The organism is Paenibacillus amylolyticus (genome assembly GCF_001570725.1).
GTDB classification, from domain to species: domain Bacteria; phylum Bacillota; class Bacilli; order Paenibacillales; family Paenibacillaceae; genus Paenibacillus; species Paenibacillus amylolyticus_A.
Map to the genome: position 1 here is coordinate 2817317 of NZ_BCNV01000001.1, position 24696 is coordinate 2842012.

22 protein-coding genes are annotated in these 24696 nt (G+C 44.3%); 3 read left to right on the plus strand and 19 right to left on the minus strand.

Going from position 1 to position 24696, the window contains the following annotated elements; all coding sequences use genetic code 11:
* Positions 1 to 7: 7 nt before the first annotated feature.
* On the minus strand, positions 8 to 709 hold the full coding sequence (locus tag PAHA3_RS12455; protein WP_062835023.1) for a pseudouridine synthase: 702 nt from the start codon (positions 707 to 709) through the stop codon (positions 8 to 10).
* Positions 710 to 969: 260 nt separating this feature from the next.
* On the opposite strand from PAHA3_RS12455, the gene PAHA3_RS12460 reads away from it, so the two are divergent.
* A complete protein-coding gene (locus tag PAHA3_RS12460; RefSeq protein ID WP_062835024.1) occupies positions 970 to 1602 on the plus strand; it encodes a hypothetical protein in 633 nt (210 codons plus the stop codon).
* Between the two features lie 115 nt (positions 1603 to 1717).
* Here the strand turns inward: PAHA3_RS12460 and PAHA3_RS12465 are convergent, their stop codons facing one another.
* The 4 genes from PAHA3_RS12465 to PAHA3_RS12480 form a co-directional block, all read right to left on the minus strand.
* Complete coding sequence (locus tag PAHA3_RS12465; RefSeq protein WP_062835025.1) at positions 1718 to 1900, minus strand: YjfB family protein; 183 nt, start codon at positions 1898 to 1900, stop codon at positions 1718 to 1720.
* A 215-nt stretch (positions 1901 to 2115) separates the two neighbouring features.
* A complete protein-coding gene (locus PAHA3_RS12470) occupies positions 2116 to 2376 on the minus strand; it encodes a hypothetical protein (protein ID WP_062835026.1) in 261 nt (86 codons plus the stop codon).
* A 32-nt stretch (positions 2377 to 2408) separates the two neighbouring features.
* Entirely contained in the window at positions 2409 to 3269 is an 861-nt protein-coding gene (locus tag PAHA3_RS12475; protein WP_062835027.1) for a Cof-type HAD-IIB family hydrolase, read from the minus strand.
* Between the two features lie 217 nt (positions 3270 to 3486).
* A complete protein-coding gene (locus PAHA3_RS12480; protein WP_235599432.1) occupies positions 3487 to 4017 on the minus strand; it encodes a GNAT family N-acetyltransferase in 531 nt (176 codons plus the stop codon).
* A gap of 209 nt (positions 4018 to 4226) precedes the next feature.
* On the opposite strand from PAHA3_RS12480, the gene PAHA3_RS12485 reads away from it, so the two are divergent.
* The gene (locus tag PAHA3_RS12485) at positions 4227 to 5384 is read left to right on the plus strand and encodes a S8 family peptidase (protein WP_062835028.1); all 1158 of its coding nucleotides are present in this window, start codon (positions 4227 to 4229) and stop codon (positions 5382 to 5384) included.
* A gap of 120 nt (positions 5385 to 5504) precedes the next feature.
* Here PAHA3_RS12485 and PAHA3_RS12490 read toward each other — a convergent pair whose 3' ends face one another.
* From PAHA3_RS12490 to PAHA3_RS12540, 11 genes are all read right to left on the minus strand, one after another.
* The gene (locus PAHA3_RS12490) at positions 5505 to 5903 is read right to left on the minus strand and encodes a RidA family protein (protein ID WP_062836087.1); all 399 of its coding nucleotides are present in this window, start codon (positions 5901 to 5903) and stop codon (positions 5505 to 5507) included.
* A 313-nt stretch (positions 5904 to 6216) separates the two neighbouring features.
* The gene (locus PAHA3_RS12495; protein WP_062835029.1) at positions 6217 to 7659 is read right to left on the minus strand and encodes a 6-phospho-beta-glucosidase; all 1443 of its coding nucleotides are present in this window, start codon (positions 7657 to 7659) and stop codon (positions 6217 to 6219) included.
* 34 nt (positions 7660 to 7693) lie between these two features.
* Positions 7694 to 9607 (minus strand): beta-glucoside-specific PTS transporter subunit IIABC, encoded by a 1914-nt coding sequence (locus PAHA3_RS12500; RefSeq protein WP_062835030.1) that lies wholly within the window; start codon positions 9605 to 9607, stop codon positions 7694 to 7696.
* Positions 9608 to 10047: 440 nt separating this feature from the next.
* Complete coding sequence (locus PAHA3_RS12505) at positions 10048 to 11988, minus strand: beta-glucoside-specific PTS transporter subunit IIABC (RefSeq protein ID WP_062835031.1); 1941 nt, start codon at positions 11986 to 11988, stop codon at positions 10048 to 10050.
* A 169-nt stretch (positions 11989 to 12157) separates the two neighbouring features.
* Positions 12158 to 13000, minus strand: coding sequence for a BglG family transcription antiterminator LicT (licT, locus tag PAHA3_RS12510; protein WP_017687870.1), 843 nt, complete (start codon positions 12998 to 13000; stop codon positions 12158 to 12160).
* A 224-nt stretch (positions 13001 to 13224) separates the two neighbouring features.
* On the minus strand, positions 13225 to 13530 hold the full coding sequence (locus PAHA3_RS12515; protein ID WP_062835032.1) for a hypothetical protein: 306 nt from the start codon (positions 13528 to 13530) through the stop codon (positions 13225 to 13227).
* A 56-nt stretch (positions 13531 to 13586) separates the two neighbouring features.
* A complete protein-coding gene (locus PAHA3_RS12520; RefSeq protein ID WP_062835033.1) occupies positions 13587 to 14147 on the minus strand; it encodes an AAA family ATPase in 561 nt (186 codons plus the stop codon).
* A 165-nt stretch (positions 14148 to 14312) separates the two neighbouring features.
* A complete protein-coding gene (locus tag PAHA3_RS12525) occupies positions 14313 to 15401 on the minus strand; it encodes an acyltransferase (protein WP_062835034.1) in 1089 nt (362 codons plus the stop codon).
* A 139-nt stretch (positions 15402 to 15540) separates the two neighbouring features.
* Positions 15541 to 16080, minus strand: a complete 540-nt coding sequence (locus tag PAHA3_RS12530) for a GNAT family N-acetyltransferase (RefSeq protein WP_062835035.1) — start codon at positions 16078 to 16080, stop codon at positions 15541 to 15543.
* Entirely contained in the window at positions 16055 to 16528 is a 474-nt protein-coding gene (locus PAHA3_RS12535; RefSeq protein WP_062835036.1) for a putative immunity protein, read from the minus strand. The genes PAHA3_RS12530 and PAHA3_RS12535 overlap by 26 nt, the downstream gene beginning before the upstream one ends.
* Positions 16529 to 16643: 115 nt before the next feature.
* Positions 16644 to 19400, minus strand: coding sequence for a family 78 glycoside hydrolase catalytic domain (locus PAHA3_RS12540; protein WP_442756979.1), 2757 nt, complete (start codon positions 19398 to 19400; stop codon positions 16644 to 16646).
* 101 nt (positions 19401 to 19501) lie between these two features.
* On the opposite strand from PAHA3_RS12540, the gene PAHA3_RS12545 reads away from it, so the two are divergent.
* A complete protein-coding gene (locus tag PAHA3_RS12545) occupies positions 19502 to 20386 on the plus strand; it encodes an AraC family transcriptional regulator (RefSeq protein ID WP_062835038.1) in 885 nt (294 codons plus the stop codon).
* Between the two features lie 9 nt (positions 20387 to 20395).
* Here the strand turns inward: PAHA3_RS12545 and PAHA3_RS12550 are convergent, their stop codons facing one another.
* From PAHA3_RS12550 to PAHA3_RS12560, 3 genes are all read right to left on the minus strand, one after another.
* Positions 20396 to 20962 (minus strand): 5' nucleotidase, NT5C type, encoded by a 567-nt coding sequence (locus PAHA3_RS12550; protein WP_036613472.1) that lies wholly within the window; start codon positions 20960 to 20962, stop codon positions 20396 to 20398.
* A gap of 165 nt (positions 20963 to 21127) precedes the next feature.
* A complete protein-coding gene (locus PAHA3_RS12555) occupies positions 21128 to 22591 on the minus strand; it encodes a glycoside hydrolase family 1 protein (RefSeq protein WP_017687861.1) in 1464 nt (487 codons plus the stop codon).
* A gap of 49 nt (positions 22592 to 22640) precedes the next feature.
* Complete coding sequence (locus PAHA3_RS12560) at positions 22641 to 24560, minus strand: beta-glucoside-specific PTS transporter subunit IIABC (RefSeq protein WP_062835039.1); 1920 nt, start codon at positions 24558 to 24560, stop codon at positions 22641 to 22643.
* Between the last annotated feature and the right edge of the window lie 136 nt (positions 24561 to 24696).

Genomic DNA, 24696 nt, shown 5'->3' on the forward strand with positions numbered 1-24696 from the left:
TTTTCATTCATTTTATCTCATTTAATTGAGACAGCAGAATTCCCAACTCCTCTTGCTCCAGATGACGCCATTGCCCACGCTCCAGTTGATCCAGCGTAATATTCATAATTCGCACGCGCTCCAGCTTTAACACTCGGTATCCCAAGGTTTTGCACATTCTGCGGATCTGCAGGTTGAGACCTTGTGTCAAAATAATACGAAATACGTCTTCACTTTGCTTATACACTTCGCAGGGCTTGGTCACCACGTCCAAAATTTCAACCCCTTCGGACATGGACTTTACAAATTCGTCTGTTACGGGTTTGTCTACGGTCACTACATATTCTTTATCATGGTTGTGCTCCGAACGCATCATCCTGTTCACAATTCCCCCGTCATTCGTAAGCAAAATCAACCCTTCAGATGCCTTATCCAGCCTGCCTATCGCAAATATGCGAGAAGGATAATTTATATATTGAATGATGTTCCCCTCCACATGTGGTGCTGCTGTGCAGACAATACCGATGGGTTTATTCAGAGCAATATAGACAGGTTCGCTGTCATCACGAGGTATCTCCTTGCCATCAATGAGGACCACGTCGTGAGGTTCAACTTCGGCCCCTTTTTCACATACCCTGCCATTGATCGTTATACGTCCAGCTGCAATTAATCGGTTCGTTTCCCTGCGGGAGCAGAATCCCGTTTCACTTATGTATTTGTTAATTAACATGTGTCACCGCTTCTCATCTATAGTATTGCCACTAGTTCATTAAGTGCTGGTACGTTCATTCACTTCGTCTAGCGAGTTAGTACCTTGTACTGATTTTCATTCCACATCATCTCACTTATAATGTATCGAAGCAATGGATTGTTATCCAAAAGTACATCCATAAGCCAAAAAGATATTGAGCAACCCCAAAAAAGTACGTTCTACACTCTATTGTTACTATGACACGAAGCGCTACATTACGAGAAAAGAAGGAGTTTTCCATGTACAACGTGACTCAAATTACAGTGGATCCTGATCATCCGAACCAAAACGCTGGTATGTGGATTGGCGGAGAACAGGCATACATTCAAGAATGGCCCCTCAATCCGGAAGGAGAGCCCTTGTTACATCTATTCTCCATTGATTGCAAGAAACTCTTGCAGGATGTTCATATCCCTTCTTTGCCAGGAGAAATGTTCATCTCGGTCTTCTCTACGTATTCGGCTACAGAATACTTTCTGGATCAGGTGACATACACAGGAGATGAGCTGGAATGGAACGAAAATATACTGGCCGGATGTACCTCTGTATCGGTAACTTCACAACCGCACACTACTGTAGGTCCCGCAGAGTGCATCCCTTTAAGTGGAGTGCGTTTCTCTGAAACGTCATTAGCGGAGCAGGATTTCCCTGCCTTTTCGTTCTTCACCTCGACTTTACCCAACGGAATCAATGGAATCGATCATCTATTAACTCATTATCAACTAATATGCCAGATCTATTCCGCAGATTTTCCCGAGCCCTATCAGGACATATTGGGACTCTCTGATGCCAACGGTTATTTATTTTTGCGAAAAGGTCCTGCCTCTGCTGAAGCACCATTGGATGGACTATTTTTCGTACAGGCTTCTTAGGATCTGCTCCGAATTGAAAAATAAACAACCCAAACGGGCTCAATTCGTTAGAATTTGAGCTGTTTGGGCTTTGCTTGCTGCAATGTTTTCACAAGAATGCATCCTTCTAATCTGCCTATACTGAAATATCCAGACTGCTACCCAGATTAGGGTGAGGAGCAGGTACTGACTTCAACATTTCCGCCATCTGCTGACCTTGCTGTTGCGCCATGTCTTTCGTAATCGACATCACTTGCAAGCTTGCCGATTGTACTGCTGAAGCTTGGCTCATTGCCATTGATAATGCTGCAATATCCATGTTCTGCACTCCTTTCGCTGTCTGATCACATAGATGTACTTATTATATATCGGATAGTGAGGAGTAAATGTTGAAGGAATTACACAACTCTGCTAATTTGTACGCAAACTTCATTGATTCAAGTTGATATGTTAAACTCATTTGGGATATATGATCATGAACAGACAACTTTCCATCTGGAAGTTGCCTGTTTCATTTCACTTTATATATAAGTCTCAACCCAGATATTCCAGTACGCCATTCGATTCCTTGGCTCTCAGAGTCACTTTGGCTAATAACTGCTCCGGTTGCTCAAAATCTTTTTTGACCTCCGTCATCATATCTTTCACCAATTCTTCGATCTGCTCCAATGTTGTCTCTTTGGGTAATATGCGAGTTCTTACTATCTCGTGTCTACGAAACGAATCATTATATGCTTGAACTGTTTCTTGACCTAATGCACTAATTTCCAATTCTACTTTAATTCCTTCAGACATATGAGCACCTCTCTTCCTACTGTTTGAGTTTACTACCCCTCAATCAACCCATACTTCACAAAACTGTGATACAATCCATCTTCCTCAACTGTTCCAGTAATATCATCTGCAATGACTTTCAGACCCGGCTTCGCATTGCCCATGGCAATTCCGACATTACAAAATTCCAGCATCTCAGCATCATTCATGCCATCGCCGATGGCGAATGTATCTTGCTGTGACATGCCCAGATGCTCCAGCAGATCAGCGATCGCAATCGCTTTGTGAATACCAGGGATCATCAGCTCACCACTTCCTTCACCAAAGATTGGCACGGTGCACTGAATAACTTCGAATTTGCCTTCAAACTCCTGCTTGATTCGTTCAAACGGGATCACCGAGCTCTCCAGAAAACACACCTTGTTCACGTCGTCTTTATACAGATCCGCTTCTCCATACGTCAATCCGGCAATAAACGGGTGCGGTTTCAGCTCCTTCTTCTCTCTGGCTACTGGGTCGTTCTCCACATCACCATAGATACGGCGTTCCAGGTGAGGTTGAAGATTGCTACTTGCATAGAGAGCCGAATTCGATTCAAGGTAGAAGTCAATGCCGTGTTCATTGAAGAAATCGACCATGTGTCGAACATCTTCGGCTGTCACCCTTTTGTGATAAAGCACGTCCTTGCCAAATTCCACATAGCCCCCACCTGCACCAATCAGACCGTCGAATCCAACATCCCAGATAGAATCATAGATTTCCGCTTTGGATCGGCCTGTACATAAATAGAGCAGATGCCCATTCTCACGAGCCTGTTTGCAAGCCTTTTGTGCTGACAACGGAATACTTCCGTCATCGTCAACCAATGTGCCATCAATATCAATAAAAACAATTTTTCGCTTCGTTTCGTTCATCTGTGTAGCCCCCATCATGTGTGTTGTCTATGTCTAATCGAGCGAGTGTCGACAGGCATTTTCCTTATACAAAATTACCTATTCCGTGGTGTTCGCTGATCAATCAATTTCTCCAAAAATCCTGCAAAAGAATCCGCGTATCAAAGTAGTAATATTCATCCTCGTCGGGTATAAACAGTTCCATTACAATGTTATTTTCCTTCAATCATACCCATGGTCACCTACCTACCAACTTGTCCATATGTACGGTTTGCCAGTCATCCTCCTGTTCAACAATAACCGTAAACCCTTGGCGTTTCCAGAAATCTACGGCTCCTGGCAAGAAGCGATGTGTATGCAAATATAGTGTCGTATAGTGCATATCCTTTACTGCATTCTCCAGTTCATTTACCAGCATCGAACCAATGCCATATCTGCGATATGCAGGGTCCACATAACATTTCACAATTTCGGCTGCGGACTGAGCTGCATATCTACCTTTCACGGCTTCAATACGTCCATCATATGGCAAAATTCCAATAGTGCCGACGATGTTCCCATCCCCCATCTTCGCAACCAGAAAGATCGCATCATCTGGATTCAGATAGTGTTCTCTGAACTGCTCGAAGTCCACAGGCAATCTCGTATGATCCATCATGGGAAACACTTCTCTACGTACACGCATGGCAAATTCAATGGCATCCTCAATCTGGTGTGCCTGAACTGGTGTTACTGTCGGTATATTCTGAAGTTGTGTCAATAAATCCACATTCCTTATCCTCTGTATTAGGAGCTACCTCTGGCCCTTCCTTGAATCTTATTCATGCCAGATCGGATCTCTTCATCTCATCTTACCGAATTTATCCCGCCCTATCAATCTATCTACACTACTAACCAAATTGAAAAAGTGCCCACGCAGTCTGATAGAGTTCGCATACGATAAGGCGTGTCACAATCCATATTGGAGGGGGAACGCTCATGTGGTTATGGTTAGGTGTTTTTGCTATCATTATGTTAGCAATCGGGTTCGTATATCGTTATCTGGACCATCGTGCAGAGAGCAAGTTTCATCCTCATGCTCCCAAGCAGCTCTTAGTCAAATTCAAGGAAGGTACACCCACAGATGAGATGCACACCTTTCACAAAAAAGGGAGATGTAAGGTCGCTGAGACCTATGAAGATTTAGGATGGTACCGTGTGGAATCCCGCAAAAAAATGCACAGAATGCTGAAACATTACAAAGACCATGAGCTTATTGAACATGCAGAGCCGAATTACCTCGTTGAGGCATCCTTCACTCCCAATGACCCTTTCTTTCCTTATCAGTATAACCTGCCAAAAATCAATGCACCCGCTGCATGGGATATTACTCAGAGCAACAGCTCTGTCAAAATCGCCATTATCGACACAGGTGTACAGTTGAACCACCCAGAATTGGCCTCCAAGCTCCTCCCCGGTTACGATTATGTCGATTATGATAATATCCCCGAGGACGGAAACGGCCATGGCACTCATGTAGCTGGGATCGCTGCCTCCGTTACCAACAATGGTGTAGGGATCGCAGGCGTTGCACCGCTCGCATCCATCGTTCCGCTCCGTGTACTGGATAACAACGGGCAAGGAACGGTAGGCAATGTCGGTAACGGGCTTGTTTTTGCTGCCAACAATGGTATCCAGGTAGTCAACCTGAGCTTGGGTGGACCAGCGGGTGATGCTTTCCTTCAAGCCGCCGTACAGTATGCATGGGATCGTGGAGCCGTGATTATTGCTGCAGCTGGTAACGACAACACTTCATTCCCCATCGTACCCGCATCGTATCCCAACGTAATCGCTGTTGCTTCAACCAACCTTTCCGATCTCAAATCCAATTTCTCCAACTACGGCTCTTGGGTTGATATGGCTGCACCGGGGGATACCATATTATCCACATATCTGGGCGGTTCCTATGCCTATCTTAGTGGCACATCTATGGCTGCACCTCATGTGGCCGGAGCGGCTGCATTGCTCGCTGCACAAGGGAAAACAAATGCTCAGATTCGGGATGCGTTATGCTTCGCTTCTGATCCGGTATCAGGCTCTGGCATCTATTGGACGTATGGGCGACTCAATGCCTATCAAAGTTTGCAGGTACCTTAATGCACCTACTCTCAATCATAATTGCATGAAGCGAGCATACCCTTCTATTTTCCACAAATTAAAAAACCAAGGAACATCTATACGTTAGATGTCCTTGATTTGGATGAAATGTAGTCGATATTAAACTTTTGCTGCCCAAAGTTCTATCTCAACTTTTATCTCTGGCAGACCCAACTCCGTAATATATCCAATCGTCATTGCAGGATAATCATTACCGAATAACTGTCCCCACTCGGCATAAAAGAAATCCCAATCGATTTTCTCGGTTGCCCATACGTTAACTTTGATAATATGTTCAGCATCTAAATGCTCCGATTCGAGCACTGTTTTAATATTATTAAATGTATTAGTGACTTGCTCATTCAGACTCTCTGGAAAAAGTCCACTACGATCTGCTCCAATTTGACCCGAAGTCACAAATAACTCTGCATTCTTCGGGATTCTTGTAATATGCGTGTACTGACCTACAGGAGCTGGCATATTGGCTGGATTTTTTCTGGTGATTTTGTCAATATTCATTTGGATTACCTCGTCATTCCTAAGATTTTTCTGCATTATCTCCTAGTTTTCTTCCGATTTTGGGCAGACCTCACCCTTGGAATAGATTCTAGAAAAAGACAGCAGTGGAGTATCCATATCCCGAAGATATAAACGCAAGTGATTTTTTCTTCATGAGTGGATGCTCCTCCCTTCTTAAGTGACAAGATTCTCTTGATTTTTTTATTATATCTAAAGGTCATATCATGGGTCAAATTCATCCCTCATAAACAAAGAGCAATCCCGTAATAACGAGACTGCTCTTTGTTTATTCTATAGCGTCGAACACCTTGTATCAGAAATATTGTGCACCATTACTCGCAATAACATCTTTGTACCAGTGAAAACTCTTCTTCTTCACTCTGCGAAGTGTGCCCGTGCCATCATTATTTCTATCTACATAGATATAGCCATAACGTTTCTTCATCTCTCCGGTACCCGCACTGACCAGGTCGATCGGTCCCCAGCTCGTGTAACCCAGAAGTTCTACCCCATCTTGAATCGCTTCAGCCATCTCGGCAAAATGACTATTCAAATACTCGATGCGATAGTCATCTTCAACAGAGTCATTGTCTAGCAGCACATCGGTTGCCCCAAGTCCATTTTCTACGATAAACAAAGGTTTGCCATAGCGATCATGTAGCTGATTACATGTAATTCGGAGGCCCTTAGGATCAATGGTCCATCCCCACTCGGATGCTTGCAGATACGGGTTTTTCACCGAACCAAATACATTGCCCTCTGTCGAATCTTTCAAAATCTCAGGGTCCGTACTTGTACACCGGCTCGCATAGTAGCTAAAACCGATATAGTCGACCGTATTCTGCATTAAGATATCTGCATCTTCCGGTTGCATTTCAATCCGAATATCATTTTCCCTGAAAAATCTTTTCGTATATCCCGGATATGCTCCCTTCGACTGCACGTCGATGAAGAAGAATGACTCTCGATCCTTCTCCATGGCTTTCCACACGTCATCCGGGTTAGAGCTGTATGGATAGACCATTCCAGCGGCTAACATACACCCGATCTGCGCACTAGGAATAATCTCATGACAAGCCTTAACAGCAAGTGCACTCGCTACCAATTCATGATGTGCTGCCTGATACAGAACCTGTTCTTTGTCTTCACCATCCTGCAGAACAATTCCCGCTCCGATGTAAGGAAGATGCAGCAACATATTAATTTCATTGAACGTCATCCAATACTTCACTTTATCCTTGTAACGATTGAATAACGTCGTCGCATACTTCTCAAAGAAACCGATCATCTTGCGATTCTTCCACCCGCCGTAAGTCTCGACCAGATGCACAGGTACATCGAAATGACAGATCGTCACCACAGGTTCAATGTTGTATTTCAATAACTCATCGAAGACATCATCATAAAATTGTAAACCCGCTTCATTCGGCTCCGCTTCATCGCCATTAGGGAAAATCCGTGCCCAGGCAATGGAAAGCCTGAGACACTTGAATCCCATTTCTGCAAATAACGCAATATCTTCCTTATAGCGATGATAGAAGTCAATGGCTCCATGGGAAGGATAGAATTCTCCTGCTTTGGGTTCATAGGAATCCAGGTTACCCAGAGCAATATTCCATCGATTGGCACCAATCGGAATCAGATCTACGGTTGTTAAACCTTTGCCACCTTCCAGATAAGCGCCTTCCAATTGATTCGCTGCGGTTGCTCCTCCCCAGAGAAAATTCTCCGGGAAGGCTGTAAACTTTTCATTCATTGAGGAGTTCCTCCTAAGCCATCTGTAATTTTAATTAGCTTAATACCGTGATCAATTTATCTTTCTCATGAACGGATGCATCTTTGGTTCCTACAACGTCCAGATATTTTGAAGTATTAGTAACAATGATCGGTGTAACCGTTTCATACCCTGCATCCTTAATCGCTTGCAGATCAAACTCAACAATCAGGTCACCTGCGTTAACGCGGTCTCCGTCTTTCACATGTGTTGTAAAATGTTGACCTTTCAGTTTTACCGTATCCTGTCCAATATGGATCAGCATCTCTACACCATCATCGCTTACAAGACCAATGGCATGTTTAGTGCGATATACGGTTTGAACGACACCTGTGATTGGAGATACCACTCTGCCGCTGGTTGGACGAATCGCAATCCCTTTACCCATGTGCTCTCCTGCAAATGTTACGTCATTAATTTCTTTCAGTGCAACGACTTCACCAGCCATTGGGCTTACGATTTCGTATCTGCTGTTCGGATTTGGATCAAGTACAGGTGCTGGAGCTAGTGTAGCTTCTACTTTGTCTTTAAATCCAAACACGTACGTCAAGACAAAACCAACGATGAATGCTACCAATACTGCAACGATGGACATATAGAATCCGGAATCAGGACCTGCTTCTTTGTTGATAAAGCTTGGAATACCGAAGATACCCAGTCCACCAAAGACGTAAAGCTTTGAGCCTGCCCATCCTAAAATACCACCACCGACAGCACCACCAATACAACTCATGATAAACGGCTTTTTCAACGGAAGAGTTACACCATAGATTGCCGGCTCAGTTACACCGAATATACCGGAAATAAACGCTGGAATGCTTAATGATTTCAACTTGGAATTTTTTGTTTTGAGCAACACTGCAAGTACTGCACCTGTTTGAGCAAAGGAAGCGCCGAAGGACATTGCAAGAACTGGATCAGCCCCCGATGTACTTAGGTTAAGAAGCATAACCGGTACAAGTCCCCAGTGAAGTCCAAACAGTACTAGCACTTGCCAGAATCCGCCGAGAACCAAACCTGTAATAATTGGACTCAATTCATAGATACTTGTTGTACCTGCACCAACCAATTGACCAGCCCAAGTGGCAATTGGACCAATTACAATGAAAGTTACCGGAACAATCACGAGCAATGTAAAGAATGGAACCAAGAATGTGCTAACCACTTTAGGAATGATGTTTTTGAAGAATTTTTCAATCTTCACAGCGAAGAACGTAGCAATAATGATCGGAATAACCGACGTTGAATACGTCATCAAAATAACCGGGATACCTAAGAACGTAATGTGAATTGGTGATTCAAACAATGTACCTGTGAACAAAGTGTATAGCGGATCTCCTGCAGTCAAACCGGACAGCGTAGGATACACTAACGAAGCACCTATCGCCATACCCAGGAACGGTGAACCCCCAAATTTCTTGATTGCCGTGTATCCAAGGAAGATCGGGAAGAAGTAGAACAGTGAATCACCAAGTGCATTCAGCAAATGGTACGTCCCTGATGTATTTTCGATCCATCCAAATGCTACAAACATGGCTGTGAAACCTTTGATCATACCTGTTGCAGCAAGCAAACCGAGCAGTGGTGTGAACACACCGGAGATCATGTCGATAAATCGACTGAACAATCCAACTTTCTTGCCTGAGTTGTCTGCTTCCTCTTCAAACTGACCTTCGCTCGGGAAATTACCCGCTTTAACGACTGCTTTATATACATCCGGCACTTCATTGCCGATAACGACTTGATATTGTCCACCACTTTGCATAACGGTAATAACACCTGGCAGATTTTTAAGTTCTTCTGTTTTGGCTACGCTTTCATTTTTCAGTTTAAACCGCAGTCTTGTTACACAATGGAATACACTGTTTACATTCTCACGACCACCTACACGTGTCAGAATATCCTTAGCCAATTGATCGTAGTTGCTCATTGTAACTCTCCCTCTCTAAGTAAACTCCCCATGCTTTTGAAACAAAGAAAACCTGAACTACTGAACATACACAACGTACCGGAACATCCGGAAATCAGTTGTGTTATTCAGCAATTCAGGTTTTGCCCTTAACGGTTGCAACCCTGTAAGGCTGTACACATTGGTATTCAGTTACTTCATTAACTAAAGTAAGTTGCAATCAATCTTGAGACCATGGTGGTCGGAATTGCCTGATTGAACAGTTACAACCCGATTGATGTATACGCTTACTTCTTGAACTCATCATAGTACATCTGAACTACATTTGCAACACTTATTTTTATGATATTACAAAATAAATTCAAGCTGTCGAAAACGAGAAAAAGGACAACTTCAAAAGCATCGAAGTTGTCCCTGTATTACATTCTATTCTCATATATAACTACGCACTGAAAGTAGAATTAACCGATAACCGTAATCAATTTATCCTTCTCTTGCACAGTACGATCTGTCGTACCAACCACGTCCAAATAATCAGCCGTGTTCGTTACAATAATCGGTGTTACCGTCTCATATCCCGCGTCAATAATGGCCTGCAGATCGAATTCAACGATCAGATCGCCAACATTCACACGATCCCCGTCCTTCACATGTGCAGTGAAATGCTGACCTTTAAGCTGTACCGTATCCTGACCGATATGGATCAGAATCTCTACACCTTGATCATCTACAAGACCAATCGCATGCTTGGTACGGTAAATCGTCTGTACAACACCATTAATCGGGGATACAACTCTCCCACTGGTTGGGCGAATAGCAATACCTTTACCCATATGTTCACCAGCAAATGTAGCATCATTAATTTCTTGCAAAGGAACCACATCACCCGTCATCGGGCTGGAAATTTCATAACGATTATTTGGATTAGGCTCAAATGCAGCCTTTTCTTCTTTTACTGGCTCCGGAGTCTGTTTGGCAGTTTCCGGATTAGCAGGATCTTTAAATCCTACGAAATAAACGAGAACAAAGCTGAGTACAAAAGCAATAACTGTGGCAATCATAGCCATCCAGAATTCATAGTTAATGCCTGCTGTCGGACTAATCAGCGCTGGAACACCGAAGATGCCTGAAGCGAAAACAAACATTTTGGAACCTGCGAATCCAATAATACCACCAGCTACTGCAGAAGAAATACAACTCATAATAAATGGTTTTTTCAGTGGCAAAGTAAGACCATAGATAGCAGGCTCAGTTACACCGAAAATCCCGGACACAAAGGCAGGAACACCCAGTGATTTGAGTTTGGTATTTTTCGTTTTAAGCATGACACCAAGAACAGCACCAATCTGAGCAAAGGAAGCAGCAAACATCATCGCCAGAATCGGATCTGCTTTCAGTGTGGACAGATTGAGCAGCATGATTGGTACTATACCCCAGTGTAACCCGAAGATAACCAATACTTGCCACAATCCACCAACAACAATACCTGTTACCAACGGACTCAAGTCATAGATGCCGGATACGCCCGCACCGATCAGCTGACTTGCCCATGTTGCGATTGGACCAATCAAGAGGAATGTTACAGGAACAACAATTAGAATCGTAAAGAATGGCGTGAGGAACGTTCTTACAACAGATGGAATGATCTTTTTGAAGAACGCTTCTACTTTTGCTCCAAAATAAGCAGCAATAATAATCGGAATTACAGATGAGGAATAACTCATCAAGATAACGGGAATGCCCAGGAACGTGATATGAATCGGTGATTCAAACAATGTGCCTGTAAATAGCGTATACAACGGTTCTCCACCGCTAAGACCGGATAAGGTCGGATATACAAGTGATGCTCCGATGGCCATCCCGAGGAATGGAGATCCACCGAATTTTTTCATTGCTGTGTAACCCAGGAAGATTGGGAAGAAGTAGAACAGACAGTCACCTGCCGCATTCAACAATTGATATGTTCCTGAAGCCGGGTCCAGCCATTCGAGAGAAGTAAACATGGACAGGAAACCTTTGATCATCCCTGTTGCAGCTAGCAAGCCGAGAATTGGTGTAAATACACCTGAGATCAAGTCGATAAATCGACCTAGGAGACTTTCTTTTTTACCGGAAGATTCAGTATCATCGTCACTTGAAACCGGTTCATCTGCATTCATATTACCAACCTGTAGCAAGGCTTTATACACATCAGACACTTCGTTACCTACAACAACCTGATATTGTCCCCCGCTTTGCATTACCGTTATGACTCCAGGCAGATTTTTGAGATCATCTGTTTTGGCATTACCGTCATTTTTTAATTTGAAACGAAGTCTGGTCGCACAGTGCACCACACTGTTAATGTTCTGTTTGCCACCAACGCCAGACAGAATGTCTTTAGCTAATTGTTCGTGTTTCATGAAGTTGTTTTCTTCCTTTCTGATTAAACACGGATTCGAAGCCTATTGGAGAGAATAAAAAAAACCTGAACATCTGAATGGAAGAAACATCCGGTTAACGGTATGTTCTATCATTCAATCGTTCAGGTTTTGCCCTAGTGGTTGCAACCCTGCAAGCTGATCTATGGGATTATTCAGAAGTTGCATTCACAACTCTCTCAATATGAATCGTTAAGTACATCATTTCTTCGTCAGTTAGTTGATACGTGTAGTTGCTTTCAATGAATTTCTTGATTTTCTCCGAGCACTTGTGCGCTGCCGGATATTTCTTCTGAATCATCAGGAACAATTCATCATCGTTGTTGCTCTTGTAATGTTTTCCCTTCACCAAACGTTGAGCGAAAAACTTCAAATGCGTCACAAAGCGATAGAATGTCAGTGAGTTTTCATCAAAATCAATCTTGAAATGATACTTGATGATCGTCAAGATTTCCTGCATGACCTGCGTCATACTCTTGATGTTGGGCATTTCCTCGTTCAAAGCTGCATTTACAAAGTGAAGTGCCATAAAACCGGCTTCGTCCTCAGGCAAGATCACACCAAACTGATCACAGATCATATTGAGCGCTTCCATTCCGACTTCGTATTCCTCTTTGTATAACTGCTTTGTCTCCCAGATTAGACCATTACGTATGGGCAGATTTTTGCGATACCGCTCAATAGCAAAGTGAATATGATCTGTGAGATGCAAGTAGATGCTCTCATTCAGTTTTTTGCCAAGTTTTAATTTGGCGTAAGCGATGATTTCCTCAGATACTTTCATGTATTCCAGCGGAATGCTTGAGATTAATGCCTTGAAGTTTTCCTGAATATCTTCATTCTGTAAAGTAAATATCTTGTCGATATGCTGCTCGGAAACCATATCACCCGCCCGCTTCTGATAAGCAATCCCCCGGCCAATGATAATAACTTCCTGTTGTTCGTCATTCATTGCAACTACAGCATTATTGTTCAGCACCTTCTCGATTTTCACTTTATCACTCCAATATACAGAAAAAGACAAACCAATCCCTTTTCTCAAGGTATACGGCTTTGCCTGATTCAACAGTTACAACCCGATATGTTGTACGCGCTTCCCTCATAATATTACAAAATTCTACACAGTGCAACAAAAAGTTAATATCGAATTAGCATGACTCCCGATCTAGGTAAATATACTCACAGTAGTGATCAAAACAAGAATTATTTTACAGATATTCACGTTTTATTGTTTTTGCTGTCTTTCTCCAGTTCTGCTTCAATTCTTCGATTAATCAAGTCCATTTGTTCTGAATCCAAACGATCGACATCTTTAAATTGCTTATCGATCTCGTACTCATTCGCCTCACCTTTGTTCATTAACCCCAGATGATGCTTGATGTCTCGGATATCTTCACGCATATGCATCGTCTGACGGTAATGATCTATCACAAGTGCGAAAACAATGCCCCCAGCCAAAATCGGACCGAATGGGATCAGATAACATAGAACAAGTCCTATGAGCAAAAATATAATAAAATACATGTGCAGTGCCCCTTTCATATAAAGTAACTAATCTGCTATGTTAGACTTTTCTCCAATTATAAATTAAAGCGTTCCTTGATTAACTGTGCCACTTCATCCGGGCTTTTGTGCGTGTTATCAATCCTTATGTAGTGCTCATGCATGATTTCTCCCGGTTCCGAATTCAATCGATATTTCTTCATCGTATCAAGTAAATCTCGCTCAGACCACGCGATGTCACGCTTGGTTGGCTTATGTAACAGGCGATGCGGACTTTTATTGCGCTCTAGTCTTTCTGATGCATCAGCCTCCAGTTCCACATAACAGACCTGACCTCCATGAGATGCAAACAATTCGCTGATTTGACGAATGTACTCTCCGTCTTGCTTCAGGTCAAAAGCCCATACAAATGTGAAAATTAGACCCGGCAGGTCACTCTTCGCGACTTCTTCAAAAATCTCCTGACGAAACAGATTCACCAGTCTTTTACCTTGTGGTGTACCATAACTGAAAAAAGGAGAAACCAGTTCAATGGTCATATGATTATGAAACAATTTTAGCTTCGTTATCTTCTCCAGTTCTTGCCCAACTGTCATTTTGCCCACAGCCTGCGGACCAAAAATAATCACAAATTTCATTCGATCACTCCTGACAAGGTAATGTTCATTCCATTAATTCAATTTTATGGACATTAAACTCTATAATACCTTCTTTAGGGCAAATAAAAAAGAGATTTCAAGTGATTCCCTCAACGCGTGAGGGCTTGAATTCTCTTATCTTAAATTACATATGTTTATTTATACTTACCGTCCGATCAGTACCCATCCCCACTTCATCCGGCGCAATCCCATCGCGCAGATCCATGAGATCAGAAGCGCCACAACATAAGATAGAATGATGCCCACGCTGAAGTGCCGAGCCAGGTCATCTGTGAATTCACGTCTCCAGAAGAGCAGTACGAGTGGATGCATTAAAAATACACCGAACGCCACTGTACCCAAAGAGTCCAGAACACGTGTAGCTTTACGAACCTCGGTATGTTGTCCAGTGCCGATTCGTTCACTAAAGATCAGCAGGAGCAAGCAGGCAGACAGCGTAAACAGATTTCGGAACAGGAACAGCACGGTATAGGTAACCACCGGGTATGCAGCGAAAGCGGTCTTGATATAAGCATTACCATAGATAAAAATGGCACCTCCGCTCAACAATGCAGCTATAAGCACATAACGGTGTGTATACAGTTTCTTCAATGCCCACTCAAAGTTCAACCCAATCCATGCACCAAATCCGATCACGATTAGATAACTCGGTAGCAAACTGCCTGTTCGTTCGAAGTGAAACTGTAAATGCAACGCATAGAATATGGCCTGGGCAGCAATAAAGAATAATGGCAAGTACCGTTTAAACAGACGATGGCGTGCAAGCGACAGAAGCCATGGAAACACGATATAGAACTGAAGAATAATCAGAAAAAAGTACAAGTGCGTATGAGCAGTTCCCATTACTAATTGTTTGGCAAATTGAACACCATGAGTCAAAGGTTCTTTGCCCGCAAGCAGCTGTTTAATGGCAAAATAAATAAGGGACCACACTACATAGGGTACAAATACATTAAATAAACGCTTCTTATAAAAAGCGAGCATCCAGCCCTTCTCATTCATCTTGGAACTGTAGTTGTAGAATAAGACCAGGGATGACAGAAAGAGAAACGCTGGAACGGCAAATTGTAAAAACGTGTTCCAGAAGTAATACACATCATGATCTAGTGTATGCTTGGGGTAATGCGCAACTGCTGTTGAAGTAGCGTGGATGGCTACAACCGCCATGATCGCAAAAGCACGATAGAGATCCAGATACTCAATACGCCGGGGCCGATTAACCGGTTGATTCATAAAGATAACCTCACTTGTGCCTGATATGGGATGATAGTTTCCGGCCGCAATCCAGATTCTAGCTTCATTTTAATCAGCACGCGAGGGTAATACAATCATAATCTATATTATTTTCGTTAAATCACATCATTATTCTGCATTATTCGACATTCTCTATCCAGAATCGTTCAACAACGTTACCATTGGACTCGACATAGTCTTCATCCTGGATGCCACCATTACGAAGGATAACCCTTCTGGAAGGCTCATTAATCGCGTCGCATACGACTAACACTTTGGTGATTCCGAGTTCTCTCGTTTTCTCCAAAGACAACCTGAGAATTTCAGAACCATAGCCATTATGCCGCTCCCCCGGACGAATGCCATAACCAATATGTCCTCCGCTATTGTATAGTCTGTCGTTAAGCTCATGCCTTATATTCACGGCGCCCACGATTTGTTGACTCTCCGTAACCAGCCAGTATGTACTGTCTTTGACCCAGTCTTCCGGGATGTCGACGCCTTGTTCATTACGCTCCAAAAATGCCAACATCTCGTCAAACGCATAGGGTTCTTTGGAAATGACCCAAGGTACCATCAATTCTCCACTTCTGACCCAGTCTTCATAAAATGCCAAATACGCATCCTTATATGTTTGTGATGGTTTAATTAATCTAACGTGTTCTTTCCCCATGATCATTACAACCTCCTAACAGATATTGATATTGCCACGTTCTCTCTTCTAGGACACGACGTTCTTGCTCTTCCATTAGAGTGTCATAAAAGATAGCTTTCACTGCATACGTTGCGGCATGTACCGCATGCTCCTTCACATGAGCAGTTGCAGCTGCGTGTCCCGCCGCACGAGATGCAGCAGAGGCAGCGACATGATCGGCTTCCCGTGCAGCAGCATGAGCTGCAAAAGCCGCCTTTCGAGCATCAACCATGGCAATCTCTCCACGGATCCAACCTCTCCCTGCATCAATGGCATCACGGGCGCGGAGATCCTCCGTCTTCTTCTCAAATATATACAAGACACGTGCCGCACACTCCGCAGCCCAACAGGCCAATGCATGGTGATCCTGTTGCTTAGCCATTTCCTCTATTTCACTACGTAAAGGTGCATCTTTGAATGCAGGTTTTTCCATGGTCATGCTCCTTTCATCGTTCAAGTACTACAAATTCACTCTCAGACAAGTTCGAAAAAGGATCTGCGTGTGTGCAGATCCTCTTTAAGTGTACCTTTTACCGCTTATTCTATCATTATACGGACTCTGTCAATGCAGTCTCCTGAACATCCCGATCCTTTTTCGCATCCTTGTCTTTGTACGTAAATTGGTAACTTCCAGATCCCAGTGTGACTTCAACATCGTCTCCAATGTTTTGAATATCTTGAACTCCACTTATCTGATCCAACGGTTTCCCTTGCTCCAGAACGATCTGTGCACCTGCTCCAGGAAGACGTACCGTACCTCTCGTGTTGGTGGGAATATGCACCCGAATCTCCATTTCACCCTCCGCCAGCCGATGCCAGCTTGAAGCAACTTGACCATACATCGTCTCCAAACTCGCTTCTACCCAGTCCAGTCCTGGTCCAGGTTGCGGCTCGATATGCACCAATCGGAATCCTGGCTGATGTTCATCGGACCGAATGCCAGCAACATAACGATACAGCCATTCCCCAATCGCTCCGTACGCATAGTGGTTAAATGAGTTCATATCCGCACTCCAGAGACTGCCATCCTCTTTGATCCCATCCCAATGTTCCCAAACAGTCGTTGCCCCTTGAGTCACCTGATACAGCCAGGACGGGTAATCCTCTTGAAAAAGTAATGTATATGCCAGGTCGTGAAGACCTGCATCACTCAGCACCGGATTCAGATAGGGTGTGCCCACGAAACCTGTAGTAAGATGATTGCCCGCCTCTTTCACGAGTTTTGCCAACTGTTCGACAGCACGAGTTCGGGCAGTCGCGTCCAGCAGGTCAAATTGGAGCGCAAGAACATGCGCTGTTTGCGTAGGAACAGCAATTTTGCCGGCTGGCGTCACGAATTCATTTCGAAACGCATGAACAATGTTTGTATGCAGCTGCTTGTAATATTCAGAATCGTCTGTCTTTCCAAGTGCCTCAGCAGCCTTTTGAGTTAACGAAACCGAATAGGCATAGAATGCAGTCGCCACGTAGTCCGTGTCCGTTGCGCCGACATAACTATCGGGCTTGGAATCCAGTCCCAGCCAATCGCCAAAGTGGAATCCCGTGTTCCACAGATACGGGTTGTCACCCTGCACGTGAATGTACTCAATCCAACGTTGCATGCTCCCATATTGCTCAGCCAGCAATCTCGCATCCCCATACATCTCATAGATGGTCCATGGACAGATGACGGCTGCATCACCCCAAGCGGCGGAGGAATGACTGGTGTCACCCCATCCTTCTGACGTGGAACTTCTCAGATCCGGAACGAAGAACGGAATACCGCCATCTTCTCCCTGATCCGCTTCCAGATCCCGTAGCCATTTGGTGAAGAAGGGAGCCGTGTTCATCAGGTAGGAAGACGTGCGGACGAACATCTGTGCATCACCCGTCCATCCGAGCCGTTCATCCCTCTGTGGACAGTCTGTCGGCACATCCAGGAAATTCCCCTTTTGCCCCCACAATATATTGTGATGCAGTTGGTTCACCAGTGGACTGGAGCATGAGAATTGACCTGTTTGCTCCATATTCGAGTGCAGTACGATTCCGGTAAATTCTTCCAGACGAACGTGTTCCGGAAAGCCAACCAGCTTCACATATCGAAAGCCTTGGAATGAAAAATGCGGTTCAAACGTTTCTACTCCTTCCCCCTTGCAAGTGTAGCGAATACACTGCTCGGCGGCGCGAAGATTATCGGTGTAGAAGTTGCCTTCCTGATCCAAGATCTCAGCATGGTGCAGCTCAACCGTCTGATCCTCCTTACCTTGAATGCTGAACTTCACCCATCCCACCATATTCTGCCCCATGTCTATTACACGATCTCCCTGTGGAGTTGTCAGCAAGTCAATTGGCTGTAGCTGTTCAACTTGGGTGACGGGTACGTTCTCCTGTGCAACGATGATATCTTTCGGATGTTCCAGTACGTTCACGGGTAACCAACTCGCCTGAGATGAATCCGCCCAATCGGACTCCATTCGTGCATCATACGTCTCGCCCATATAAATGTCCGACATGCGAATGGCACTTGGAGCTGCCGTCCAATCCCCGTTAGATAAAATAGATTCCTCCGAACCATCTGCGTATTTTATCTGCAATTCCAGCAGCAGTGCGGATGTTGAACCGAATATTTCTCGTTCTTTGTTCCAGCCAAGATACCCTCGGTACCAGCCATCTCCCAGAATAGCACCTAAAGTATTCTGTCCATGTTGGAGCATGTGAGTAACATCATAGGTTTGATATTGTAATCGCTTACGATAAGAGGTCCAGCCAGGTGTAAAATAATCTTCTCCTACTCTTGTGTTGTTTATATGCAACTCGTATAATCCAAGTGCTGTTACATATATTCTGGCAGACGTAATCGATTGTTTCACATTAAACTGCTTGCGCATACGCGGACATGACGTGTCTCCATCATCATCTGATGGTTGAGCTGTGATCCATTCTGCTTGCCACTTGTTATGACTGTCCATAAGTCCCATCTCGAAATAAGCCGTTTCGGACCAGCCCGAATCACTTCCTGCATCATCCCATGCCCGAATCCGGTAGTAATATCGCGTTCGCGGAGCAGGCTGAAAATGGTTTAATTCCACATGTATGGATTGATCCGTGCTTATCTCGCCAGAATCCCATGCAATCCCATCAAAATCTTCCGTCAAAGACAGCTGAATCTGGTAAGCGGATTGCATGCAGTTCCGACGATCGGACTGCAACTGCCAGCTTATTCTCGGTAATTTTACATCGATGCCTATCGGATTGATTTTATACTCACAGCGAAGGTGACTAACGTTGAACATTAGCAAATCGTCCTTTCCATCTTGGCTTCCCATTCGGGGTTACGATATAATTATATCGAGCCTGTTGCCGTAAATACCCGGTAATCAGGACTATTTCATCCGGTAATTCAGCCATCTGTGTGAGGAGGTTGCTTGTGAATTCATCTGTACAACTCATGAAAAGTGAGTACTTCCTGCATAATCATCTGCAGCTTTTCGTCAATCGATGCTCTGAAGATTTTGTGCTTCCTTTTCACGCACATGATTTTATTGAGTATAGCTATGTTGCCGAAGGAAAGGGTTTTCATCATATCGGTGAAGATGTCATTCCGGTGACGAAGGGCATGCTGTTTGTCATTCCCGTCGGCATTCCTCATGTTTTCCGTCCTGTGAGCACCAATGTATCCGAGCATCCGTTAATTATATATAATTGCCTCTTTAATGCTGGATTGATCAACACGCTGACTGCCATCATTCAGGAAAAAGAAATCATTCAACATCTAATGGACCTGGCACAAAATCAAGTTCCTTATATATCCGTTGTGGATCACAACGACCGGATTGAAGAACTCATGGTGAAGCTGTACCGTGAATCCTCCGTTCCGGGAATCGGTTCGTCTACCATGTTATACACTCTGGTGAGCCAGTTAGTATTGATGACCTACAGACAACTTTATCAAGAGGTTCAGGATGAAGCGATTCATTCCACCGATTTTGAGTACATTCTTCACTATCTCAAACAACACGTAAGCGACCGGGTCCGAATATCTGATCTGGTCCGTGTATCAGGCTGGAGCGAAAAGCACATTGGACGAATGTTTCTTCGGCATACCGGACAGACCTTTAGCGCCCACCTGCAACATCTCCGTATACAAAAAAGCTGTGAACTGCTTAAGAGTTCACTGCACAAAGTCAGCCTGATTGCCGAGCTAGTCGGATATCGGGACATGGATTCATTCTATGCTGCATTCAAAAAAATAACAGGCGAAACACCTCTCGCCTATCGCAAAAAATCCAGAGCACAGCACTCTGGACAATAAGATTTACTTTCAGACACCAACAACCTGTAATACTTCATCTATGTAGGCCTTGGCCTCTTTCCATGAAGACATCAACGGAAAGTTGTATCGTTCACGCTCCTGTATATTCCATGGATGCGGGATACAAATGACTTTCTTGCCATCCTCATGCGCTGGAATCAAATTATGTGCTCCATCATCAATGAGCAGATCGAAACCGAGCAGATTTTTTCTTTTGCATGTAATAAACTGTTCTGCGGTTATAAAAGGCATATGCTGCTGAAGCCAGTTCCATTTCTCAACGACTGTTCTTGGTTCTGCTGCCGTAACGACAATGACATCATAAGCATCGTTCAGCTTTCGCATCTCATCTACTACATACTCGTCGTATAACTCCAATTCCTCGAACAGACCCGGCCGACCATAAAATACATCATGTGTGCTCTCAGGATGTCGCAAATGGGATGTATCCCAATGAATCATATCCTCATAGCGCAACGGATGGGTCGGGAAGTTGAGGTTGTTGTGATATATAGCCCGCTTGACCAGATGACATATCGTGTCATCCATATCTACAGCAATAATAGGCTTCTTCATGGTTATCCCTCCCCCAATACGATCACAGTATACCATCCAGAATGTTATGAAGTCATCCTTTTTACATTACAATGCAATAGTGTTGATGAATTCCTGCGAGATTATAGTAAAAAGGCGCCCCGGCGCCTCAATACCAGCTGCGCCCGGGGTGCCTATATAGTTGATCTATTCCAAGTTCTCGCCATTTGAGGCAATGACTTTTTGGTACCAGCCAAAGCTTTTTTTCTTATACCGATTCAATGTGCCTTGTCCGTTGTCATCCTGATCCACGTAGATTACGCCATAACGCTTGGACATTTCCGAAGTGGATGCACTGATGATATCAATTGCTCCCCAGTTGGTATATCCCATCAGGTCCACACCATCCATAACGGCTTCTTTCATTTGTGTGATATGTTTTCTCAGATAATCAATACGGTAATCATCGTTGATGGAACCGTCTGCTTCAACGGTATCTTTGGCACCAAGGCCGTTCTCCACCACAAACAATGGCAGTTGATAACGGTCATACAGCTCTTTCAATGCAACACGCAGACCGATCGGATCAAGCTGCCAGCCCCACTCGGTACGCTCCAGATTCGGGTTCTTGATCGTACTGTACAGGTTGCCTCCAGTTACTCCATATTCCTCTGGGTTCACTGCGGACACCAAGGATGTGTAATAACTGAACGAGATGAAGTCAACCGTATGCTCACGCAGGATCTGTTCATCCCCCGGTTCCATGGCAATGGTAATCCCGTTCTCTGCCCAGTACCGAGCCATGAACGTTGGATAACTACCACGAACTTGTACATCCGTATGCAGCAGGTTCAGTTGGTTATCGATCTGTGCTTGTAGCACATCCTCTGGCTTCGACGTCGCTGGGTAGTGAATCATACGCGCAAGCATACATCCGATCTGGAAGTTCGGGTTAATCTGACGCGCTTTTTCAGTTACCAAACTGCTGGCTACAAATTGATGATGAAGTGCCTGATAAGAAGCCTGCATCGTGTTCTCAACTCGGTCTTCAATAATACCGCCACCTGTGAACGGTTCAATAATCGTTGTGTTAATCTCATTAAACGTCAACCAGTATTTTACTTTGTCCTTGTATCGGTTCATCACTGTCTCGGCATATCTTACAAAATGTCCAATCACTTCGCGGCCAGCCCAGCCGTTATATTTCAGGACAAGCGCCATAGGCATCTCATAATGTGAGAGTGTTACAAGCGGTTCAATATCGTATTTACGGAGTTCATCGAACACTTCGTCATAGAAACGCAATCCTTCTTCATTCGGCTCGGCATCATAACCATTCGGGAAAATACGCGGCCAGTTGATGGACAGACGGAATGTCTTGAAGCCCAGCTCAGCGAACAGCGCAATATCCTCTTTGAAACGGTGGTAAAAATCAATCCCGTAACGTTTCGGATAACCTTCTGCACTGTGATGTGCCATGGCTTTCTCAACCGTTGCACTGGTAACATGCATCAGTTCTCTAAGGTTGGTGTAATCCTTTTTCTCAAAATAAGGAACCATGTCAGCCGTCGACCATCCTTTGCCACCAGCGTCGAATCCACCTTCAGCCTGATTGGCGGCAATAGCGCCGCCCCATAGAAAACCTTCCGGAAACCCTTGTCGATTAATCATTCGAATCTCTCCTTCTTTTGTTGATATTGTTAGTCCTAAGACAGACCGTTTAGATTTCAGCTTTCAATACGTCTTCACCCATCGTGATTTCACCCAATTTCACAGGCAAAACCTCCTTGTAATCAGCCGTATTGGTAACAACCATAGCAGTTGTAATGTCGTATTCCTTTGCAATCTCGTCCAATTCAAAAGTAAGTAACTTGTCTCCAGCCTGTACACGTGCTCCTGTAGCAACATGTGCATCGAAATACTGTCCACGCAGCTTCACTGTGTTAATTCCAACATGAATCAGCAATTCCATTCCGTTATCACTACGGACAACGATCGCATGTTTCGTTTTGAACACATTCATGATGGTACCTGTCACTGGAGAAACCAATTCGCCTACCGTTGGAACAAATGCTACACCTTTACCCATCAATTCATCACCGAATGTCGGATCATTGACTTCTTTGAGCGGGATCGACTTACCTGTCATCGGTGCAACGGCTACTGCATCACTCGTTGGTTCTGGAGCGCCCATGTCGTCCACGTTCACGCTTGCAGCATCGCTGGAAGCTGCTTTCGCTGGTGCCGAAGAAGCGCCTGGTGAGAATTGAGCCAACGCCTCAGCGTCTCCTTCTTCTTCTTTGATACCAAATATCGTAGACATGATCGCACCCACAATAAAGGCCAAAATCATACCCACAAAGGAATACCAGAAGGTCTGTCCGATCAGGGAAGGAAGTCCTGGGAGACCACCGTTACCCGCAAGCACATACGCTTTCGCGCCAAAAGCAAGGGCGAATCCGCCACCCACTGCACTACCAATCATGGCTGCGGCAAATGGTTTTTTGTATTTCATGTTTACGCCGTACATCGCTGGCTCCGTTACACCCATAAGTGCGGTGAAGCTCGTTGACAATGCCACGGTTTTGAGTTTTTTATCTTTTGCCCGGAAGAATACGCCGAGTGTTGCACCAGCCTGACCCATATTGGAGATAAAGGTCAATGGCAAGAATTTATCAAAGCCCAGTGTAGCGATATTACTCAGGATGATCGGCACAAGTGCATAGTGCATTCCTGTCATAATAATGAGCGCCATCGCGCCGCCAAGAACAATACCTGCAATCAATCCGCCTTCATTCAGCAGCCAGTTGATGCCGCCGGACAATCCGCTACCAACAAACGTACCCAATGGACCGATCGCAATCAGCGTTACCGGAACCATCACAAGCAAGGTAATCAGTGGCACAAGCAATAGCTTGAGTGCAGCAGGAATAACGCGGTCAACCCATTTCTCAACATAGGACATCAACCATACTGCAAGAAGAATCGGAATAACCGATGAAGCATAACTTACAGCCGTAACCGGAATTCCCAAAAATCCAACCGATTCACCGCTAGATAGCAATGCTGTCATGTCTGGATACATCAGTGCCGTACCTAGTGCAATTGCAACAAACGGGTTACTGCCGAATTTACGAGCAGCGCTGACTGCAATCAGTAAAGGCAGGTAGTGGAATACACCGTCACCAATGGCTGAAAGAATACGATACGTATCCGTTCCAGCAGACATCCAACCTAAGGATACGAACAGAGCGAGTAACCCTTTGAGCATACCTGCTGCTGTAATCGCTGGGAGCATCGGAGCAAAGACACCTGCGATTGTTTCAAAAATTTTCAGCACGACATTTTGTTTTTTATCTGACTTTGGCTCTTTATTTTCTGTAGTTTGCTGGATTGCCGGATGTTCCTTCACCATAGCGTCGAATACTTTTGCCACGTCATTACCGATAATGACTTGGAATTGATCGCCGGAAATATTTGTTCCCATGACCTTATCCAATTTCTTGAGTGAGCCATTATCGACTTTATCGTTATTCTTCAAATCAAAGCGTAGTCGAGTAACACAGTGATACACCGAGTTAATATTGTTTGTTCCCCCAACGGCTTTGATGATTTCCTGTGCCGTTTCCTGATGTTTCATGATATTTTCCTCCTCATTTTTCCAATAAAAAATACCCGAACGAATACAGCGCACATTGATGGCGCCATCTCATTCGGGTATTGCCTGATTGAACAGTAACAAGCCCATAGGATATCCAGTTGTGATTTCATTCTAT

Excerpts from the sequence above, each read along its gene's own strand:
- PAHA3_RS12455 (WP_062835023.1), bottom strand. The coding sequence starts at position 709 with ATGTTAATTAACAAATACATAAGTGAAACGGGATTCTGCTCCCGCAGG.
- PAHA3_RS12460 (WP_062835024.1), top strand. The coding sequence starts at position 970 with ATGTACAACGTGACTCAAATTACAGTGGATCCTGATCATCCGAACCAA.
- PAHA3_RS12465 (WP_062835025.1), bottom strand. The coding sequence starts at position 1,900 with ATGGATATTGCAGCATTATCAATGGCAATGAGCCAAGCTTCAGCAGTA.
- PAHA3_RS12470 (WP_062835026.1), bottom strand. The coding sequence starts at position 2,376 with ATGTCTGAAGGAATTAAAGTAGAATTGGAAATTAGTGCATTAGGTCAA.
- PAHA3_RS12475 (WP_062835027.1), bottom strand. The coding sequence starts at position 3,269 with ATGAACGAAACGAAGCGAAAAATTGTTTTTATTGATATTGATGGCACA.
- PAHA3_RS12485 (WP_062835028.1), top strand. The coding sequence starts at position 4,227 with ATGTGGTTATGGTTAGGTGTTTTTGCTATCATTATGTTAGCAATCGGG.
- PAHA3_RS12490 (WP_062836087.1), bottom strand. The coding sequence starts at position 5,903 with ATGAATATTGACAAAATCACCAGAAAAAATCCAGCCAATATGCCAGCT.
- PAHA3_RS12495 (WP_062835029.1), bottom strand. The coding sequence starts at position 7,659 with ATGAATGAAAAGTTTACAGCCTTCCCGGAGAATTTTCTCTGGGGAGGA.
- PAHA3_RS12500 (WP_062835030.1), bottom strand. The coding sequence starts at position 9,607 with ATGAGCAACTACGATCAATTGGCTAAGGATATTCTGACACGTGTAGGT.
- PAHA3_RS12505 (WP_062835031.1), bottom strand. The coding sequence starts at position 11,988 with ATGAAACACGAACAATTAGCTAAAGACATTCTGTCTGGCGTTGGTGGC.
- PAHA3_RS12515 (WP_062835032.1), bottom strand. The coding sequence starts at position 13,530 with ATGTATTTTATTATATTTTTGCTCATAGGACTTGTTCTATGTTATCTG.
- PAHA3_RS12520 (WP_062835033.1), bottom strand. The coding sequence starts at position 14,147 with ATGAAATTTGTGATTATTTTTGGTCCGCAGGCTGTGGGCAAAATGACA.
- PAHA3_RS12525 (WP_062835034.1), bottom strand. The coding sequence starts at position 15,401 with ATGAATCAACCGGTTAATCGGCCCCGGCGTATTGAGTATCTGGATCTC.
- PAHA3_RS12530 (WP_062835035.1), bottom strand. The coding sequence starts at position 16,080 with ATGATCATGGGGAAAGAACACGTTAGATTAATTAAACCATCACAAACA.
- PAHA3_RS12535 (WP_062835036.1), bottom strand. The coding sequence starts at position 16,528 with ATGGAAAAACCTGCATTCAAAGATGCACCTTTACGTAGTGAAATAGAG.
- PAHA3_RS12540 (WP_442756979.1), bottom strand. The coding sequence starts at position 19,400 with ATGGGAAGCCAAGATGGAAAGGACGATTTGCTAATGTTCAACGTTAGT.
- PAHA3_RS12550 (WP_036613472.1), bottom strand. The coding sequence starts at position 20,962 with ATGAAGAAGCCTATTATTGCTGTAGATATGGATGACACGATATGTCAT.
- PAHA3_RS12555 (WP_017687861.1), bottom strand. The coding sequence starts at position 22,591 with ATGATTAATCGACAAGGGTTTCCGGAAGGTTTTCTATGGGGCGGCGCT.
- PAHA3_RS12560 (WP_062835039.1), bottom strand. The coding sequence starts at position 24,560 with ATGAAACATCAGGAAACGGCACAGGAAATCATCAAAGCCGTTGGGGGA.